Source organism: Flavobacterium sp., from assembly GCF_029242675.1.
Classification (GTDB): domain Bacteria; phylum Bacteroidota; class Bacteroidia; order Flavobacteriales; family Flavobacteriaceae; genus Flavobacterium.
Map to the genome: position 1 here is coordinate 1 of NZ_JAQWTM010000069.1, position 17,188 is coordinate 17,188.

The 17,188-nt window shown below is 35.1% G+C and carries 19 protein-coding genes; 13 read left to right on the top strand and 6 right to left on the bottom strand.

From position 1 onward, the window contains the following. On the bottom strand, positions 1–1,150 hold a 1,150-nt coding region (locus P8M54_RS02610), incomplete at its 3' end, for a carboxypeptidase-like regulatory domain-containing protein (RefSeq protein ID WP_300284740.1). Positions 1,151–1,415: 265 nt separating this feature from the next. Beyond that, positions 1,416–3,278, bottom strand: a complete 1,863-nt coding sequence (locus tag P8M54_RS02615) for an ABC-F family ATP-binding cassette domain-containing protein (RefSeq protein WP_300284743.1) — start codon at positions 3,276–3,278, stop codon at positions 1,416–1,418. A gap of 150 nt (positions 3,279–3,428) precedes the next feature. Here P8M54_RS02615 and P8M54_RS02620 point away from each other — a divergent pair, with 150 nt between their 5' ends. The 10 genes from P8M54_RS02620 (at position 3,429) to ftsY (ending at position 11,151) form a co-directional block, all read left to right on the top strand. Beyond that, the gene (locus tag P8M54_RS02620) at positions 3,429–4,595 is read left to right on the top strand and encodes a glycosyltransferase family 2 protein (protein WP_300284746.1); all 1,167 of its coding nucleotides are present in this window, start codon (positions 3,429–3,431) and stop codon (positions 4,593–4,595) included. Between the two features lie 81 nt (positions 4,596–4,676). After that, on the top strand, positions 4,677–5,993 hold the full coding sequence (locus tag P8M54_RS02625; protein WP_300284749.1) for a dihydrolipoamide acetyltransferase family protein: 1,317 nt from the start codon (positions 4,677–4,679) through the stop codon (positions 5,991–5,993). Positions 5,994–6,163: 170 nt separating this feature from the next. Further along, positions 6,164–6,934, top strand: coding sequence for a 3'-5' exonuclease (locus P8M54_RS02630; protein ID WP_300284752.1), 771 nt, complete (start codon positions 6,164–6,166; stop codon positions 6,932–6,934). 89 nt (positions 6,935–7,023) lie between these two features. After that, the gene (locus tag P8M54_RS02635) at positions 7,024–7,635 is read left to right on the top strand and encodes a fumarylacetoacetate hydrolase family protein (RefSeq protein WP_300284755.1); all 612 of its coding nucleotides are present in this window, start codon (positions 7,024–7,026) and stop codon (positions 7,633–7,635) included. Continuing rightward, positions 7,635–7,979 (top strand): Hpt domain-containing protein, encoded by a 345-nt coding sequence (locus tag P8M54_RS02640; RefSeq protein ID WP_300284758.1) that lies wholly within the window; start codon positions 7,635–7,637, stop codon positions 7,977–7,979. The genes P8M54_RS02635 and P8M54_RS02640 overlap by 1 nt, the downstream gene beginning before the upstream one ends. Before the next feature lie 94 nt (positions 7,980–8,073). Further along, positions 8,074–9,327: a CinA family nicotinamide mononucleotide deamidase-related protein gene (locus tag P8M54_RS02645; RefSeq protein WP_300284761.1), complete on the top strand. Its 1,254-nt coding sequence runs from the start codon at positions 8,074–8,076 to the stop codon at positions 9,325–9,327. A gap of 72 nt (positions 9,328–9,399) precedes the next feature. Next, positions 9,400–9,636, top strand: coding sequence for a 50S ribosomal protein L28 (rpmB, locus tag P8M54_RS02650; protein ID WP_187010808.1), 237 nt, complete (start codon positions 9,400–9,402; stop codon positions 9,634–9,636). A 28-nt stretch (positions 9,637–9,664) separates the two neighbouring features. Next, complete coding sequence (rpmG, locus tag P8M54_RS02655) at positions 9,665–9,847, top strand: 50S ribosomal protein L33 (protein WP_016988713.1); 183 nt, start codon at positions 9,665–9,667, stop codon at positions 9,845–9,847. 71 nt (positions 9,848–9,918) lie between these two features. Next, positions 9,919–10,071, top strand: coding sequence for a DUF4295 domain-containing protein (locus P8M54_RS02660; RefSeq protein WP_187010807.1), 153 nt, complete (start codon positions 9,919–9,921; stop codon positions 10,069–10,071). A 126-nt stretch (positions 10,072–10,197) separates the two neighbouring features. Then, positions 10,198–11,151, top strand: a complete 954-nt coding sequence (gene ftsY / locus P8M54_RS02665) for a signal recognition particle-docking protein FtsY (RefSeq protein WP_300284778.1) — start codon at positions 10,198–10,200, stop codon at positions 11,149–11,151. A gap of 173 nt (positions 11,152–11,324) precedes the next feature. Here the strand turns inward: ftsY and P8M54_RS02670 are convergent, their stop codons facing one another. Next, complete coding sequence (locus P8M54_RS02670; RefSeq protein WP_300284781.1) at positions 11,325–12,392, bottom strand: serine hydrolase; 1,068 nt, start codon at positions 12,390–12,392, stop codon at positions 11,325–11,327. A 255-nt stretch (positions 12,393–12,647) separates the two neighbouring features. Between P8M54_RS02670 and P8M54_RS02675 the strand changes: the two genes are divergently transcribed. Continuing rightward, positions 12,648–13,088 (top strand): lipocalin family protein, encoded by a 441-nt coding sequence (locus P8M54_RS02675; protein ID WP_300284784.1) that lies wholly within the window; start codon positions 12,648–12,650, stop codon positions 13,086–13,088. Further along, positions 13,069–13,365, top strand: coding sequence for a DUF721 domain-containing protein (locus P8M54_RS02680; RefSeq protein WP_300284787.1), 297 nt, complete (start codon positions 13,069–13,071; stop codon positions 13,363–13,365). Before P8M54_RS02675 ends, P8M54_RS02680 begins: the two co-directional genes overlap by 20 nt. A gap of 112 nt (positions 13,366–13,477) precedes the next feature. On the opposite strand, the gene P8M54_RS02685 is transcribed toward P8M54_RS02680, so the two are convergent. Together P8M54_RS02685 and bshC are read right to left on the bottom strand one after the other, a co-directional pair. Next, entirely contained in the window at positions 13,478–13,897 is a 420-nt protein-coding gene (locus tag P8M54_RS02685; protein WP_072941331.1) for a nucleoside-diphosphate kinase, read from the bottom strand. A 74-nt stretch (positions 13,898–13,971) separates the two neighbouring features. After that, positions 13,972–15,561: a bacillithiol biosynthesis cysteine-adding enzyme BshC gene (gene bshC, locus P8M54_RS02690; protein WP_300284793.1), complete on the bottom strand. Its 1,590-nt coding sequence runs from the start codon at positions 15,559–15,561 to the stop codon at positions 13,972–13,974. A 107-nt stretch (positions 15,562–15,668) separates the two neighbouring features. On the opposite strand from bshC, the gene P8M54_RS02695 reads away from it, so the two are divergent. Further along, positions 15,669–16,946 carry an MFS transporter gene (locus tag P8M54_RS02695; protein WP_300284796.1) on the top strand — a complete coding sequence of 426 codons (1,278 nt, stop codon included), beginning with the start codon at positions 15,669–15,671 and terminating at the stop codon, positions 16,944–16,946. Positions 16,947–16,990: 44 nt separating this feature from the next. On the opposite strand, the gene P8M54_RS02700 is transcribed toward P8M54_RS02695, so the two are convergent. Further along, on the bottom strand, positions 16,991–17,188 hold a 198-nt coding region (locus P8M54_RS02700; RefSeq protein WP_300284800.1), incomplete at its 5' end, for a T9SS type B sorting domain-containing protein.

Genomic DNA, 17,188 nt, shown 5'->3' on the forward strand with positions numbered 1-17,188 from the left:
AAAGTAGTTTTAAATTTAGGCTATTTAGTTTTTCACCTTCGTCCAGGGTGTAATCCGCTCGCAAGACGGCATAATCATTTTCAGAAACATATAATTTACCAACGTATTTCGCTTTGCTTCTTCGAGGTTTAAAACTAAGGATGTACGCAAATTCGTTTTCGGCAGTATAAGTAGTGCCCTCATAGGTGTAGTCATAAAGTTCGGGTCTTTTTATAAAACTATATTTCTCACTCTGTGAAAAATTATTCCCTATCAAAAACGAATTCAGATTGTTTTTAGTTACGGTTAATTGTGTTTTGACTTCCTTATTCTTTTTTTGATCTCTCTTTTGATTCCAATCTTTTCGCATCGAAATCGAGTCTCTAGATCCAAAAAGACCACTTTTAACACGGTAAAATTTTGTAGAATCTAAATGTTGTAACATCATGGCAGTTGCCTTTTTTTCTAAATCTTCAGATGAAACTGCGCTTCCTTCTTGTTTAAGTTTAGTTGCTTTCAGCACATCTAATTTGGATAGAAATGATGTTTTAGTGTCTTTCTTAACGTTAGTAGTGTAGTAATTGCAAAGGATATCAGTAAATTCCTTAGGAGGATTACGAATCATGCCATTAGAGAATGATTTAAGATCTGCATTCACTTTTACAAGGGCTTGCTTTGTAAAACCGGTGGATTTATCAATTTCGACCTCTATTATTTTTGGGTTAAAAGTTTCTGAGTTGCGATAGAACAACACATCTTTTGAAGGACTGCCATCGCTTACGTAATTGTTAGATAAATTGGCCTTTACATTCGCCATGATTTCATAAGGATTTGGTTTTTTGTTAGAAACATTTACATCATTAAGTTCAAAAATACTTGGCGTTAGTGCAACTATAAAATCATTGTTTTTTAAAGTAGTTACAGTTATTTCTTGGTTTGCATAGCCTAGGTAGGATACCAAGAGTATGGTGGAGTCGAGACTGTTTTTTTCTGAAAGTGTAAAATAACCCTCTGCGTTAGAGATCAAACTTTCGGATTTATTGATTAGGATATTGGCGTAGGGAATGCTCTCTTTTGTGTTAATGTCAATTATTTTCCCTTTGATGTTTTGTGCTAAACTAAATTGCAGTGATAATACTAGTAATAGTAAGCTGATGCTGATTTTTTGCATTTGTTAAAATGTTGATTAATGATAGATGATTTATTTAAAAGATTGTTTTTATTTCGGTTTTTAGAAAAAAAAACGAACCTTTCGAGTTTTCAAATATATATGATATTCCATTATTAATCAGAGCCTTTATGCTAATTTGTTGTTAATTTCTTACGGTCTTTAATTGGTAATTTGTGATAAAATAGCAATCCCTACTACTTTAGTTCTTAATTGACTAAAGGTAGTAGGGATTACAAAGTTGTATTTTAGAATAAGTAAGGAATGCTTATCCTTCCATCTTAGCGCTTAGTTCGAACCAGCGTTCTTCTTTAGCTTCCATTTTATTGATGAGGTTTTGCAATTCATTTCCTTTTTTCTCGATATCGGCCTCAGCCACTTTGCCTTCTAAGAATAAAACTTCAATTTTAGCTTTTTGCTCTTCTAGGTCTTTGATTTCTCGTTCTAGTTTTTGGAATTCTTTTTGTTCATTAAACGTTAAGTTTCCAGTAGGGTTGTTTTGCTTCCAATCTTTCTTTTCGGCTTTGTTTTCCTCCTTTTGAGCCACATCAGCACTGTCTTCATAAGCTCTAAAATCAGAGTAGTTTCCTGGAAAATTCTCCACAACACCTTGACCTCTAAAAATAAATAAGTGATCCACGATTTTATCCATAAAGTAACGGTCATGCGATACCACTAAAAGGCAACCTGGATAGTCTAGCAAAAAGCTTTCTAGTACATTTAAAGTTACAATATCGAGATCGTTAGTTGGTTCATCCAGAATTAAAAAGTTGGGATTCTGAATCAAAACCGTACACAAATACAAACGTTTTAATTCACCACCACTTAATTTCTCAACATAATCATATTGCTTTTTAGCATCGAACAAGAAACGTTCTAACAATTGAGAAGCTGAAATCATTCGCCCTTTCGAAAGCGGAATAAATTCTCCGTATTCCTTAATGATGTCAATAACGCGCTGTCCTGGTTTAGGATTAATTCCGCTTTGAGTATAGTAACCTATTTTAATAGTGTCACCTACAATCACTTTTCCGCTATCAAGAGGTAAAGTTCCGGTTAGTAAGTTTAAGAAAGTAGATTTTCCTGTGCCGTTTTTACCAATGATTCCGATACGTTCGCCACGCTGGAAATCAAATGTAAAGTCGTTCAGAATTACATGATCTTTGAATTTTTTAGAGATTTTATGTAGCTCGATAATCTTGCTACCCATGCGCTCCATATTTATTTCAAGCTCTACTTTGTTTTCTTTACGGCGGCTTTGTGCTTTTTCCTTGATATCGTAAAAATCGTCTTGACGCGATTTCGATTTCGTTGTTCTCGCTTTAGGTTGGCGACGCATCCACTCTAGTTCTTTTACAAAAAGGTTCTGCGCTTTGTCCACACTTGCGTTTTCAGAAGCGATTCGTTCTTCTTTTTTCTCTAAATAATAAGAGTAGTTTCCTTTGTATTGGTATATTTTTCCGTTGTCTAATTCGATAATTTCATTACATACGCGCTCTAGGAAAAAGCGGTCGTGCGTAACCATAAATAAGGTAATGTTTTCTTTAGAAAAATAGCTTTCTAACCATTCAATCATCTCTAAATCCAAGTGATTGGTAGGCTCATCCAGTATCAACAAATCAGGTCTATTAATCAAAATAATAGCCAGCGACAAACGTTTTTTCTGACCTCCTGATAGGTTTTTAACCTTTAATTTAAAATCTTCAAGTTTTAACTTAAAAAGGATTTGCTTGTATTGCGTTTCAAAATCCCAAGCATTATGTTGGTCCATTCCATCAAAAGCTTTTTGATAGGCTTCCTCATCTTCGGGGTTTTCCAGCGCTTTTTCGTAGGCTTCAATTACTTTCAACGTTTCGTTGTCAGAGGCAAATATGCTCTCTTCAATCGTTAGTTCGTCTTGCAGATTGTTATCTTGCGATAAAAATGCCATTCGAATGCTTTTACGCAAGATAACTTGTCCCGTATCAGGTTCATCAAATCCATTTATGATATTCATAATGGTGGTTTTTCCTGAACCATTTTTGGCAATAAAAGCAATTTTTTGGTCTTTGTTAATTCCAAAAGACACGTCTTTGAAAAGCGTACGTTCTCCGAACGACTTTGAAATATTCTCTACTGAAAGGTAATTCACAATACTAATTTTTTGCAAAAGTAAGACTTTAAATATCGATTACCGAATTGTTTAAACTAATTGGTGGTTTTCGCGTTAATTAATTTAAGATGTTAAGATAAGTTCTTTAAAATAGTAGTGTTAAATCAATTAACTCTTTATCTTTGGCGCATGCAATTATCAGTGGTTATTCTCAATTATAATGTTCGCTATTTTCTAGAACTTTGTGTGTTAAGTGTGCAAGATGCTTTAAAAGGTGTCGATGCCGAAATCATAATAGTAGACAACAATTCAAGTGATGATAGTTGCGAAATGCTAAAAAATCATTTTCCTCATATTAAACTCATTAAAAATACTGAAAATGTAGGTTTCCCAAAGGGTAATAATATAGGAGTCGCTGTCGCTAAAGGGGAGTATGTTTGTATTTTGAATCCCGATACCGTTGTTGCCGAAGATACTTTTAAAAAAGCGCTGGCTTTCGCCAAAGAACAAAAGGAATTAGGAATAGTAGGAGTAAAGCTGGTTGACGGTTGTGGTTCGTTTTTACCAGAAAGTAAGCGCGGTGTTCCTACGCCATTTGTTGCTTTTACTAAAATGGCTGGTTTATATAAAATTTTTCCTAACTCAAATTTATTTGGAAAATATTATGCACAACACTTACAGCAGGATCAGTCAGGCGAAGTTGAGATACTCGTAGGTGCATTTATGTTGCTGAAAAGAAAGTTATATCAAGATCTACAAGGTTTTGACGAAAACTGTTTTATGTATTCGGATGATATTGATCTCTCTTATCGAGCAACTTTATTAGGTAAAACTAACTTTTATTATGCAGGAACTACTGTCATTCATTTTAAAGGGGAAAGTACACTTAAGGACGGCGTTTATATGCAGCGATTTCAGGACGCTATGCAGTTTTTTTACAAAAAGCATTTTAAAGTTTCGGTGCTTTTTTCGCTCTTTATGAAAGTGGGAATCTTTTTGTTTGCACTTAAAAAGAAGCTGGAAGGCAAGCAAAAAAATAAAAGAGAAGTAGCAACTTGGCATTTGTATTCCAATAATGAAGATGTTGCTAAAAGTTTATCAAAATTTGAACATAAAAAAGTCGTTTTTCATGATTTGAAAACAGAAAAAATGGTAATTTCGTATAGTGTAATAAACGATGCTAGTGCTCAAATTGTGATTGATACCCATGCTGTGCAGTTTAAAGAATGTATAGCTTTTGTGGAATCTGTAAAAAACAAAGGATTAACATTTAGAATTTTACCAAAAAGTACTAATTTTTTAATAGGAAGCGATAATTCTAAAGAAAGAGGAGAGATTATCAAAATATCGCGATAAATTATATTTACTGTAATTTATGTTTAAAAAATTTAGTAAATTCGCAAACTGAAAACATAAATCACCTGATAGGGTAACAATATGGCAAGATTTGAATTAAAACTTCCTAAAATGGGAGAAAGCGTTGCAGAAGCTACAATTACTAATTGGCTTAAAGAAGTTGGAGATAGAATTGAAGCGGATGAGGCAGTACTCGAAATTGCAACTGATAAAGTAGATAGTGAAGTTCCTTCTGAGGTTTCGGGAGTGTTAGTTGAGCAGTTGTTTGGAAAAGACGATTTAGTTCAAGTAGGCCAAACTATTGCTATCATTGAAACAGAAGGTGGAGAAGCTACTTCAACTGCTAATAATGCGGTTGCAGAAGCGGTTGCTGCTGTAGAGCAAACGGTGGAAACTGCTAAAGATACAGTTGCTGCACCCGTAGCTTCAAGTAATTTAGATAAGGCAAAGTCAGATAAATTCTTTTCTCCATTGGTAAAAAATATCGCTGCTGCAGAAGGAGTGTCGGTTACTGAATTGGACGGAATTTCTGGTACCGGAAAAGAGGGTAGGGTTACTAAAAACGACATTTTAGATTACGTAAAAGATAGAGCAAGTCAATCTGCTGTTAAAGCTGTCGAAACGCCAAAACAAGCTCCAGTGGCTGCGGCTCCAGTAGCTCAAAAAGCAGCTCCAATTTCCGTTAACGGAGGAGATGAGATTGTTGAAATGGATAGAATGCGTAAGTTGATCTCGGGTTATATGGTGGCTTCGGTGCAAACTTCGGCTCACGTGCAATCCTTTATCGAGGTAGATGTTACCAATATCGTTAAATGGAGAGAGAAAAATAAAAATGCTTTTGAAAAAAGAGAAGGAGAGAAGTTAACGTACACTCCAATTTTTATGGAAGCAGTGGCAAAATCATTGAAAGATTTTCCAGGTTTAAATATTTCTGTTGATGGAGATTACATCATCAAAAAGAAAAATATAAATTTAGGAATGGCGGCCGCTCTACCTAATGGGAATTTAATTGTTCCTGTGATTAAAAATGCAGATCAACTGAATTTAGTTGGAATGGCTAAGGCAGTTAATGATCTTGGAAATCGTGCTAAAATGGGTAAATTAAAACCAGACGATACACAAGGAGGAACTTATACGGTAACGAACGTAGGTACCTTTGGAAGTGTTTTTGGAACACCTATTTTAAATCAACCTCAGGTAGGTATTCTAGCTCTTGGTGCTATAAGAAAGGTACCTGCAGTTATCGAAACTCCTGAAGGAGATTTCATAGGTATCCGTCAAAAAATGTTTCTATCTCACAGTTATGACCACCGTGTGGTAGATGGAGCTTTAGGAGGTGGTTTTGTAAAAAGAGTTGCTGAGTATCTTGAAGCATTTGATGTAAATAGAGATTTGTAGATCATAACAATAATTATTTAGAACCCGATAGATTTTGAAATCTATCGGGTTTCTTTTTTTAAATTGAAAATCAAAGAAATTTGAAACTGCTTTTAAGTAGATTTATTCCGTGATTTTTGCTCTAAAATTAATCGCAAACCTATATATTTGTAATCATACAATATTTTAAAATGGAATTAAAACTCAATAAACCAATTTGCTTTTTCGATCTTGAAACTACAGGAATCGATATTGGAAAAGATAGAATTGTCGAAATATCAATATTTAAAGTGTTTCCTAACGGAAATAAAGAAAGTAAAACGTGGTTAGTGAATCCTACGATTCCTATTCCGCCACAAACGACGGCGGTTCATGGTATAACCGATGAGAAAGTGGCCAATGAGCCTACTTTTAATGAATTAGCTCCTGCAGTTTATAATATGATTAAGGACAGTGATTTAGCTGGTTTTAACTCGGATCGATTTGATATTCCTTTATTAGCCGAAGAACTACTTCGCGCTGGTGTTGATTTTGATATGAAAAATAAGGTTTCGGTAGATGTACAAACTGTTTTTCATAAAATGGAAGAGCGTACATTAAGTGCTGCTTATAAATTTTATTGTGGTCAAAGTCTAGAAAATGCACATTCAGCAGAAGCAGATACAATGGCGACTTACGAGATTTTGAAAGCGCAATTGGATCGTTATCCTGAGCTAGAGAACGATATGAAGTCGTTGTCAGAGTTTACCACACGCAAGAAAATTGCTGATTTTGCAGGAATGATTGCTTTTGATAAAGATGATGAGGAGATTTTTACTTTTGGTAAACACAAAGGGGTAAAAGTGAATACGATTTTAGAGAAAGAACCCGGGTATTTCAGTTGGATACAAAATGCTGATTTCCCGTTGTATACTAAAAAAGTATTGACAGCAATAAAGCTCAGAAAATTAAATACGAAATAGGGTTCTAAGGATATAAGTTAGCAAGATTCTAAGTTTTTTAATTTTGGTATAGTAACTTAGAGACGCTACAACCCAGCAACGATAAAAAAATGAAAATAATTTGCATTGGTAGGAATTATGTTGATCATATAGCAGAATTGAAAAATGAACGTCCAGCTGAGCCTGTTGTGTTCATCAAACCGGATTCGGCTATTCTTTTGAAGCAACATCCGTTTGTGATTCCGGAGTTTTCAGAGGATATTAACCATGAAATCGAAATCATAGTTAAGATAAATAAGGTAGGAAAGTATATCGAACCTAAGTTCGCTCATAAATATTATGATGAAATTAGTGTAGGAATTGATTTTACTGCCCGAGATTTACAGGCAAGCTTAAAAGCAAAAGGATTGCCGTGGGAAAAATCAAAAGCATTTGATGGATCGGCTGTGATTGGTGATTTTTTGCCAAAAGAGCAGTTTAGTTCATTAGAAAAACTTACTTTTGAACTAACTAATAATAATAAGGTTGTTCAAAAAGGAGATTCGAGTTTAATGTTGTGGAACGTGGATGAGTTGATTGCTCATGTTTCTCAATATTTCACGCTAAAAATTGGAGATATTATTTTCACAGGTACTCCAGCTGGTGTCGCAGCAGTGCAATCAGATGATGTTTTAGAAGGATTTTTAGAAGGAAACAAACTATTTAGAATACAAGTAAAATAATGGCTTTAAATTACAACCTTTCCAAAGTGTACGCGCTTTCGGATAACGATCCAGAATTTGTAAACGAAATTCTAACTTTATTCGTAACCGAAGTTCCTGATGATTTGGCTCAAATCAAAGAAGGAATCAAAAAGAAAGATCACAAGCATGCTTATGCTTACGCGCACAAAATTAAACCTACTTTAGATCTTTTAGGTATGAATGTTGCTTTTGAGGAAATTCTTCAAGTTGAGGCTTGGACTAAAATCGAAGGTCGCCGTAGAGATATCGAGCATACTTTTGATAGTATCAAAACTCAAATAAAAGAAGCAATTAAGGAAATCAAAAAAGATTTTGATTTGTAAAGCTATAACTGAAACGAATAAAATATAAATTCAACATGCTGATAGTCGGTATGTTGAATTTTGTTTATATAACAAATCCTATTTTTAAGTAGCCATGAAAGCAACCATAATAACTATCGGTGACGAGATTTTAATTGGGCAAATTGTTGATACTAATTCGGCTTTTATTGCCAAATCACTAGATAAAATCGGGGTAGAGGTCACGGAGATGATTTCTATTAGCGACGATAAAAATCACATTTTAGACACTTTTGCAAAACTGCAAAACAAGGTCGATTTAGTTTTAATTACTGGCGGTTTAGGGCCAACAAAAGACGATGTGACCAAAAAAACTTTTTGTGATTATTTTGAAGATGAGCTAATTGTTGATCAAAAGGTTTTGGAACATGTAACACAGTTGATTGAAGGAATTTTTAAAAGGCCAATTAATCAAATGAACAAAGACCAAGCGCTTGTTCCTTCTAAATGTACCGTGCTACACAATGCTGTTGGAACCGCCCCTGGAATGTGGGTAAAAAAGGAAAATACTGTATTTATATCCTTGCCAGGAGTGCCTTATGAGATGAAATATTTGGTGGAAAACGAAATTATTCCAAAAGTAATTCGTGAATATGAACGACCATACATTATTCATAAAACAATTTTGACCCACGGACAAGGTGAGAGTTTGGTAGCGGAGCGAATAGAAGAATGGGAAAATAGCTTGCCTGAATTTTTAAAATTAGCGTATTTACCTGCACCTGGTAGAGTGCGATTACGACTTTCGGCTAGAGGCACTGATAAGGCTTTTTTAGAAAACGCCTTAGAAGAATATGTAGTTTCGCTAGATGCTGTAATTAACGATATAATTGTAGGATTTGAGGAAGGGAATACAATCGAAGTAGTTGTTGGAGAATTGCTTACAAAACAGCAAAAGACAATTGCTACAGCCGAAAGTTGCACGGGAGGTAGTATAGCCTCGCTTTTATCTTCTGTTCCCGGCTCTTCTTCGTATTTTAGAGGAAGTATTGTATCCTATGCTACGGCAGTAAAGACAGATGTATTGAATATTTCAGCGGATTTAATAGATGAATTTTCAGTAGTTAGTGCTCAGGTAGCGTCAGCTATGGCATTGAGCGTAAAACAATTGATGCAAACTGATTATGCAATAGCTACCACTGGGAACGCCGGACCATCAAAAGGAGATTCTGATGCAGCAATTGGGACGGTTTTTATGGCACTTGCTACACCAAATGATGTAATTGTTGAAGAATTTAATTTTGGCCAACCCCGTGAAAAAGTGATAGATAGAGCTTTGTATAAGAGTTTGGAAATGTTACATAAAGAAATTTTAAAAAAACAGTCGTAATTTTTTTGCTTCATCCGTTTATTTTTCTTTTCTTTGCACCCTGATTTTGAATAACGATAAAAGATAAGTATAATGTCAAGAGTTTGTGACCTTACAGGTAAAAGAGCGATGGTAGGAAATAACGTTTCTCACGCTATGAATAAGACTAAGAGAAAGTTTTCTGTAAACTTAGTTAAAAAGCGTTTTTATCTTCCAGAAGAAGATAGATGGATTACTCTTAGAGTAGCAGCATCTACGATAAAAACAATTAACAAAAATGGAATTGACGCTGTTTTGAAAAAAGCAAAGTCTGAAGGATTTATTAAATAATCTTTTTCCAAAATAAATATATAGCAAGATGGCAAAGAAAGGTAATAGAATCCAGGTAATTTTAGAATGTACAGAGCACAAAACTTCAGGTGTTGCAGGTACTTCAAGATACATTACAACTAAGAACAAAAAAAATACTCCAGACAGATTAGAGATTAAGAAATTTAATCCAGTTTTGAAAAGAGTAACTGTTCACAAAGAAATTAAATAATAACAGCATTTTAAGTAAAGTCTCATAGTAGTTTACTGAAGATTTAACTAAAATACAAATAACATAGAATCATGGCAAAGAAAACCGTAGCATCGTTACAGACATCTTCTAAGAGATTATCAAAAGCCATCAAAATGGTGAAATCTCCAAAAACTGGTGCATATACATTTGTGGAAACAATTATTGTACCTGAATTAGTTGATGAATTTTTGAGTAAAAAATAATTCATTACAGCAGTATATAGATTAGCTACTTTCTTTCGAAAGTAGCTTTTTTATTTTTATCTTTACCCATTAGAAATACTATTGGATTCTTATTTCCAATACTTCATTTTTTATACCACTGATACAATGAGTTTTTTTAAAAGAATATTTTCATCAGAAAAGAAAGAAAGTCTAGACAAAGGTCTAGAAAAAACTAAAACAACTTTTTTCTCTAAGTTAAGTAAAGCAGTTGCCGGAAAATCTAAGGTCGACGATGATGTTTTAGATAATTTAGAAGAAATCTTAGTTTCTTCGGATGTGGGTGTTAATACTACTTTAAAAATTATAACTCGAATCGAAGAACGTGTCGCAGCAGATAAGTACTTAGGAATTGATGAGTTGAATCGTATCTTGCAAGAAGAGATCGCTTCTTTGCTTTCTGAAACGAATACTGGAGAAGCGACTGAGTTTGTTATTCCTGTTACCACTAAACCGTATGTGTTAATGGTGGTAGGTGTCAATGGTGTGGGTAAAACAACAACCATAGGTAAATTAGCCTATCAATTCAAGAAGCAAGGATACAATGTAGTGCTTGGTGCAGCTGATACTTTTAGAGCCGCTGCAATTGACCAACTACAAATTTGGGCTGATAGAGTAGGTGTTCCTATTGTAAGACAAAATATGGGTTCTGATCCTGCTTCAGTAGCTTTTGATACTTTGCAATCAGCTGTAGCTCAAAACGCAGATGTCGTTATTATCGATACTGCAGGTCGTTTACACAACAAAGTGAATTTAATGAACGAGTTGACTAAGGTAAAGCGTGTGATGCAAAAGGTAGTTACCGAGGCTCCGCACGACGTACTTTTGGTTCTTGATGGTTCTACAGGTCAAAATGCCTTTGAGCAAGCGAAACAATTTACTGCTGCTACCGAAGTGACAGCACTAGCTGTTACTAAACTTGATGGTACTGCTAAAGGTGGAGTAGTAATTGGTATTTCAGACCAATTTAAAATCCCAGTAAAATATATAGGAGTTGGTGAAGGAATTGAAGACCTACAGGTTTTTAATAAATTTGAATTCGTAGATAGTTTTTTCAAATAAAACGCCGTCTCATGAAGAATGTAAGTCCAATTCAATTGTATTTTATCAGTCTAATTTGCTTTGTTTTAGCAAATGTATTACGCGATAAACTTGATTTTGCCTATGGATTCTTTTTGGGAGCCGGCCTAGTTTTGTTTTTGTTGGGTGTTTACAAGAAAATTAGTTCCAAATAATTATTGATACAAAGCATTTATTTTCTCCCATAATGTTTTGTCAAAATCAGACAATGCTAGATTTACACTGTCAGCAGCATCGCCCATTCGTATGACTACCATTTTTTTACTTGGTATTACGTAAATTTTTTGGTCGTTTTTACCTAAGGCCATGTACATGTCATTAGATCCTGTTGGGATCAGGCTTCCTGGAAATTCTAACTGGGACTGTGGTAGGTGGTAACTTGATTTTCCATTTAACCACCACAAATAACCGTAACTGTTGTTTATGTTTTGTGAAGTTGTTGTAGCTGCTGCACAGTAGCTTTGGTTGATAATACTAGTGTTTTTCCATTTTCCGTTGTTAAGCATTAGTAATCCAAAACGTGCCATACTGCGTGTTGTACTAAAATACACGCTACTGTTGTCGATCGTAAGCCAGGTACCATCCATTCCTATTTTGTCTCTTAATTTAGTATTAAAGTAGTTAGACCAAGTTTGCCCGCTGGCTTGGGCCACTACGTCTTGTAGTTTGACGTACACATTGTGGTACGCCCATCGTGTACCGGCATCAGCTTTGTATAGTAAATTGCTAGGAGTTACACCGTCACCATTTGTGATGTCTTCAATTCCTGAGGTCATCGTAAGCAAATTTTTGCAGGTTATTAGGTTCTCTTTGGCTAGCGGTTCACTAGTCCAGCCTGTTCCCAAATAGGTGGCTACTTTTGCATTTAGATCAATACTATTTTCTTGTGCTGCTATGCCTGTCACTGTACTTGTTAATGTTTTTCCGGCGCTTGCCCAATACCAATTAGTGGTGGCGGTATGGGAATTAAAATAGTTTTCCATTACAATACGGCCGTTTACTAAAACGATAAAGGATTTAGTGTGTTTTTGATCGAGGTAGTCAAGTAGAGGTTGTACAGCAGCTTGTTTCCAATTTAAACTTGCTATTGTTTTAGTCTCCCAACTATTTGATCCTATTGGAGGAAAGTACATGCTCTCCGTACTACTTTCTGTTTTTATAGGTTCCTTGCTACAGGCGAAGCAGCAAAGTAGGAGTATTAGTATTGCAGTATATTTAGTCATGATAATCGTAGTTGTTTAATGGTTAGACCAAAAATAGCCAAAATAGTTTACTATATTTTTCTTTTGCTTTGCCTTTTTTAAGAGTAACTTTGTAATAAGGGGGAAACGTGTTATAAACTGGAATTCCCCTAGCCCCGATGGTAGCGGCATCCCGAGTATATATTGCGGAAGAATGGAGCAATTTATGCGAGGATATAGCGAACAGCGGGAAATAGCTCCTAAAAACCAAATGTCTTTTATTTAAATACAGTTCCAATGAAAACTAGTTTTAAAATTTTGTTTATTTCCTTATTGTTTGTGGCTTGCAAACAAAAAATTGAACCCGCAGATATCGCTAAAATTAATGGGTATTGGGAGATTGAAAAAGTTGTTTTTGACAAAGGCGATGATAAGGATTATTCGATGAATGAAACCTATGATTACTTTGAAATAAAAAACAATAAAGGCTTTAGAAAAAAGGTAATGCCACAATTAGACGGTACTTTTTTAGTAAATGATACGCAGGAAGCGTTGGCAGTACGTTTTGTAGATGACAAGGTATTTTTGGACTATAAAACACCGTTTATGAAATGGAGCGAGGAAATTATTGCGCTTACTGATGCCGAATTAGTGGTTGTAAATGCCGATAAAAAAGAATATCATTACAAGAAAACAGAAGCAATAAATTTATTAGGAGATGGCGAAAAGAACAAGTAATCAAAGTACGATTGGTGATGTCCTGAAACAAATTATTCAGGTTAATAAGTTACAGCCTGGCATGGATCAAATTGATGTTAAGGATGCTTGGAAAAACTTAATGGGTAATGGCGTTAACAATTATACACGTGACGTTATCTTGAAAGGAAGTACGCTTTATGTAGAGCTGACATCGGCGGTTTTACGGGAAGAGTTGAGTCATGGTAAATCAAAAATTATTACGATGATTAATGAGGAGTTGCGTCGTGATGTGGTAAAGGATGTAGTTTTGAGGTAAGATTTAATATACCGGATAGTCATAAAAAATCCCGTCATGCTTGTGCAGACGGGATTTTTAGTATGGTTGATTTTTAAATTTAAGTTTAAAAATCGTGTATGTTAGCAATAAATTAGAACTGCTCTCTTCCTGCAAAATGGAAAGCACCTTCGATAGCTGCGTTCTCATCACTATCAGAACCGTGAACTGCATTTTCTCCAATTGAAGTTGCGTATGCTTTACGGATAGTTCCTTCAGCTGCTTCAGCAGGGTTAGTAGCTCCAATTAAAGTTCTAAAATCTTCAACTGCATTGTCTTTTTCTAAAATAGCAGCAACGATTGGTCCTCTTGACATGAATTCAACTAATTCTCCGTAAAAAGGTCTTGCAGCGTGAACAGCGTAAAATGCTTGAGCATCAGCAACTGTAAGTTGCGTTAATTTTAAAGAAACGATTTTGAAACCTGCATTAGTAATCATTGCAAGAATGTTTCCGATGTGTCCGTTAGCAACAGCATCAGGCTTGATCATTGTAAAAGTTCTATTCGTAGCCATTTTTTATGTTTTTTTATATTTTGTGCAAAAATACTATTTTTTTATTAGAATTGTTGTAAAAAGAGCTGATGAAATTACAGAATTGTAATTGTAAAATTTTGATCTAACGGTTTTAACTCCTCAAGTAAGGTTGGAATCAGCTTTTCGCCGTATTCTAAATAAAATTCAGAGAAATTCGTTTGGCGCTCCTGCAGACTTTTATTTGGAAAAATTTCGTTTTGTAAGTCGGTAACGCGCTCCAAAACATCGGCTAATTTTCGTTTTTGAGCCCTAAGTAGTCGTTTTTCTAAATTATCTAAGCCTTTAATTTGTTTGGTTTCCTGTGCTTTTACCGCTCCTGCAAAAGATTCGTCTGTGTGTTTTGTTATCGCATGCAGTGCTTCAAACTGATATTTCAACTGCTCTTTGAGCGGAGACATATCGATTGAAAATTCAGATAACTGTTTGGTTTGGTTCTCAATTAGCTGCAATTGTTTCGCAAATAAATCAGACCAGGTTAAATGCAATTTAGCTGCTTTTTTAGCTTGCTTTTCGGTTACCAGTACTACTGAGTTTCGTACCAGCAGCATGGGAAAAGTAATATTTACAGCATTAAAAAACGATTTAAGTTCCAACCAATAAGCGATTTCACCACCGCCGCCAATGTAGCATAAATTGGGTAAAATTACTTCTTGATACAACGGACGCATAATTACATTAGGACTAAAACAGGCTGGATTGCTTTCTAGAAGTGCTAAAATTTGATCGGTTGTAAATTCTATTTTGGTATTATTTACTTTGTAAATACCGTTTTCTAGAATAATACGTTCTCTAATCGTGTCCTCGATATAAAATAGGTTTATTTCGCGAGGGTTAACTTGGATGTTGTATTCTTGAAGTTTTTCGGTCGTTTCTAGTACGGCCTTATGTGATGTTTGTTTTAGTAATTCTTCTTTTATGTACGGAATGAAATTACGTTTTAAGTCTTGATTATCGGCATCCAGGATTACTAGTCCGTGTTGTCCAAAAAGGGCATTAGCCAAGTAACGTGTGGCATCAGCGAGATTATCATGATCTAAATACGACTGCGTGAATACTTTTTTTAGGTATTCAGCATTGGTGCTTGTACCGAGCTCTTGCTGGTAAATCTCAAAAAAGTCAGCTAAGCCCTCAGTCGCAAGGCGTCCTACTGGACCGGTACTGTTTTTATTCCAACGGAATTTTTTTCCTTTAAAATTAAAGTAATTTATTTCTTCAAAATCATGGTCTTCAGTGGCCATCCAATACACGGGTACAAAATTGTGACCAGGATGTTTGGCTTTTAATTCCTTGGTGAGATTAATAGTTGAAATGATTTTATATAAGAAATACAAAGGACCGCTGAACAAATTGAGTTGATGTCCAGTTGTTACTGTAAAAGTAGTATCGGATTTTAATAGTTCAATGTTTTGCGCTGTCAAAGGCGAAATCTCGATTTTCGAGTACTGTTCTTGAAGTACATTTGCAAGCGTTACTCTATTTGCAGGAGCAAAATTGGCTGCTTTCTCTTCGATTTGTTTTTCAAAATTTTCTAGAACAGGAAATCGATTATATAGTGTGTGTAGCGTATCTTTTTGATTCAAATAATCATTCATCAATGGGGAGAAATATCCAGAATCTTGATAGCTGATACAGTCTGTTGGCATGTGTTATTTTGTTTTTGTAAAAATACCAAAAATATTGGAACTAAATGTTTGTTGATTTCATAAATTAAAGTCAATTTTGAGACTACTAATTAAACCACCTTTATCCAATGAAAGAGCATCCTAAAAAAACAAATTCGGTAAAGCATGTACTTTTTGGCAGCTTAATTGGCACAACGATAGAGTTTTTTGATTTCTACATTTATGCCAATGCAGCAGTATTGGTGTTTCCACAATTGTTTTTCCCCGGTACTGATAGTTCGTTAGCTACATTGCAATCCTTAGCTACATTTTCGATTGCATTTTTATCGCGACCGCTTGGCTCAGCGTTTTTTGGACATTATGGCGATAAAATTGGACGTAAATTTACGTTGGTTGCCGCATTGCTCACTATGGGAATTTCAACTGTAGTGATAGGATTGCTTCCTCGTTATGCCAGCATTGGCGTAGCTGCACCTATACTTTTGATGGTGTGCCGTTTTGGTCAGGGAGTAGGTTTAGGAGGAGAGTGGGGAGGCGCTGTATTGCTAGCTATTGAAAATGCACCTCCTAATAAAAGAGCTTGGTATGGTATGTTTCCGCAATTGGGTGCTCCAATAGGATTGTTGCTTTCTGGTGGAACTTTTTTACTGTTGACAGATAATTTGAGTCCTGAAAATTTTCTTGATTATGGATGGAGAATACCATTTATTGCTAGTTCATTGCTCGTGATTATTGGTTTTTATATTCGGTTAAAAATCACTGAAACTCCAGCTTTTGAGAACGCAAGAATTGAAAAGGAAAAGATTAAAGTGCCATTTCTTACAATAATAAAATCGTATAAAAATCAATTGATTTTTGGTACTCTTGCTGCTATAACAACCTTTTTAGTGTTTTATTTAATGACCGTTTTTACTTTGAGTTGGGCAACATCAGACTTGGGTTACTCGAAAAGAGATTTTCTACTAATGCAGTTATTTTCGGTTTTGTTTTTTGCGCTTTTTATACCTATTTCGGCAGTATTAGCAGATAAAGTCGGTCGTCGTAAAATGTTGATAACTGCTACAACTGCCATTGCCATTTTTGGTTTCAGCTTTTCTTATTTCATGAATTCTGGAAGTCCTGCATTGATGGTTTTCTTTTTATGTACCGGTATGACTTTGATGGGGTTTACCTATGGTCCTATAGGTACGTTTTTGTCTGAGCTGTTTCCAACTGCTGTTCGATACTCTGGCGCCTCATTGACTTTTAATTTAGCAGGTATCATCGGTGCTGCTTTTGCACCGATGATTGCTATTTGGTTAGCCACGCATTACAGCTTGACTTATGTGGGTTTCTATTTAACTTTTGCAGCTATTATTTCTTTGTTTTCTCTATTAGTTATTAGTAGAAAAGAACATCAATTTTAAAATTATATCCAACGGCACAAATCGATAAAAAGTAGCTTTTTTGTCTATCGTTTCATACTAAAATGGCCTTTGTATTCTTTGCCGTCTGCTCTCGTTACAATAAACCAATAATCGGTTGAGGGTACTAATTGGCCATTGTAAGTTCCGTTCCAACTTTCGTTTTGCTTCAAAGAGGCTATTAATTTACCATAGCGATCAAATATTTTTACAGATAGTTGCGGTTCATTTTCAGAAAAGCGAAT

Coding starts and splice junctions, on each gene's coding strand:
- P8M54_RS02660 (WP_187010807.1), top strand. CDS start 9,919: ATGGCAAAGAAAACCGTAGCATCGTTACAGACATCTTCTAAGAGATTA.
- P8M54_RS02625 (WP_300284749.1), top strand. CDS start 4,677: ATGGCAAGATTTGAATTAAAACTTCCTAAAATGGGAGAAAGCGTTGCA.
- P8M54_RS02620 (WP_300284746.1), top strand. CDS start 3,429: ATGCAATTATCAGTGGTTATTCTCAATTATAATGTTCGCTATTTTCTA.
- bshC (WP_300284793.1), bottom strand. CDS start 15,561: ATGCCAACAGACTGTATCAGCTATCAAGATTCTGGATATTTCTCCCCA.
- P8M54_RS02645 (WP_300284761.1), top strand. CDS start 8,074: ATGAAAGCAACCATAATAACTATCGGTGACGAGATTTTAATTGGGCAA.
- P8M54_RS02640 (WP_300284758.1), top strand. CDS start 7,635: ATGGCTTTAAATTACAACCTTTCCAAAGTGTACGCGCTTTCGGATAAC.
- P8M54_RS02680 (WP_300284787.1), top strand. CDS start 13,069: ATGGCGAAAAGAACAAGTAATCAAAGTACGATTGGTGATGTCCTGAAA.
- rpmB (WP_187010808.1), top strand. CDS start 9,400: ATGTCAAGAGTTTGTGACCTTACAGGTAAAAGAGCGATGGTAGGAAAT.
- ftsY (WP_300284778.1), top strand. CDS start 10,198: ATGAGTTTTTTTAAAAGAATATTTTCATCAGAAAAGAAAGAAAGTCTA.
- P8M54_RS02670 (WP_300284781.1), bottom strand. CDS start 12,392: ATGACTAAATATACTGCAATACTAATACTCCTACTTTGCTGCTTCGCC.
- P8M54_RS02675 (WP_300284784.1), top strand. CDS start 12,648: ATGAAAACTAGTTTTAAAATTTTGTTTATTTCCTTATTGTTTGTGGCT.
- P8M54_RS02695 (WP_300284796.1), top strand. CDS start 15,669: ATGAAAGAGCATCCTAAAAAAACAAATTCGGTAAAGCATGTACTTTTT.
- P8M54_RS02685 (WP_072941331.1), bottom strand. CDS start 13,897: ATGGCTACGAATAGAACTTTTACAATGATCAAGCCTGATGCTGTTGCT.
- P8M54_RS02635 (WP_300284755.1), top strand. CDS start 7,024: ATGAAAATAATTTGCATTGGTAGGAATTATGTTGATCATATAGCAGAA.
- rpmG (WP_016988713.1), top strand. CDS start 9,665: ATGGCAAAGAAAGGTAATAGAATCCAGGTAATTTTAGAATGTACAGAG.
- P8M54_RS02630 (WP_300284752.1), top strand. CDS start 6,164: ATGGAATTAAAACTCAATAAACCAATTTGCTTTTTCGATCTTGAAACT.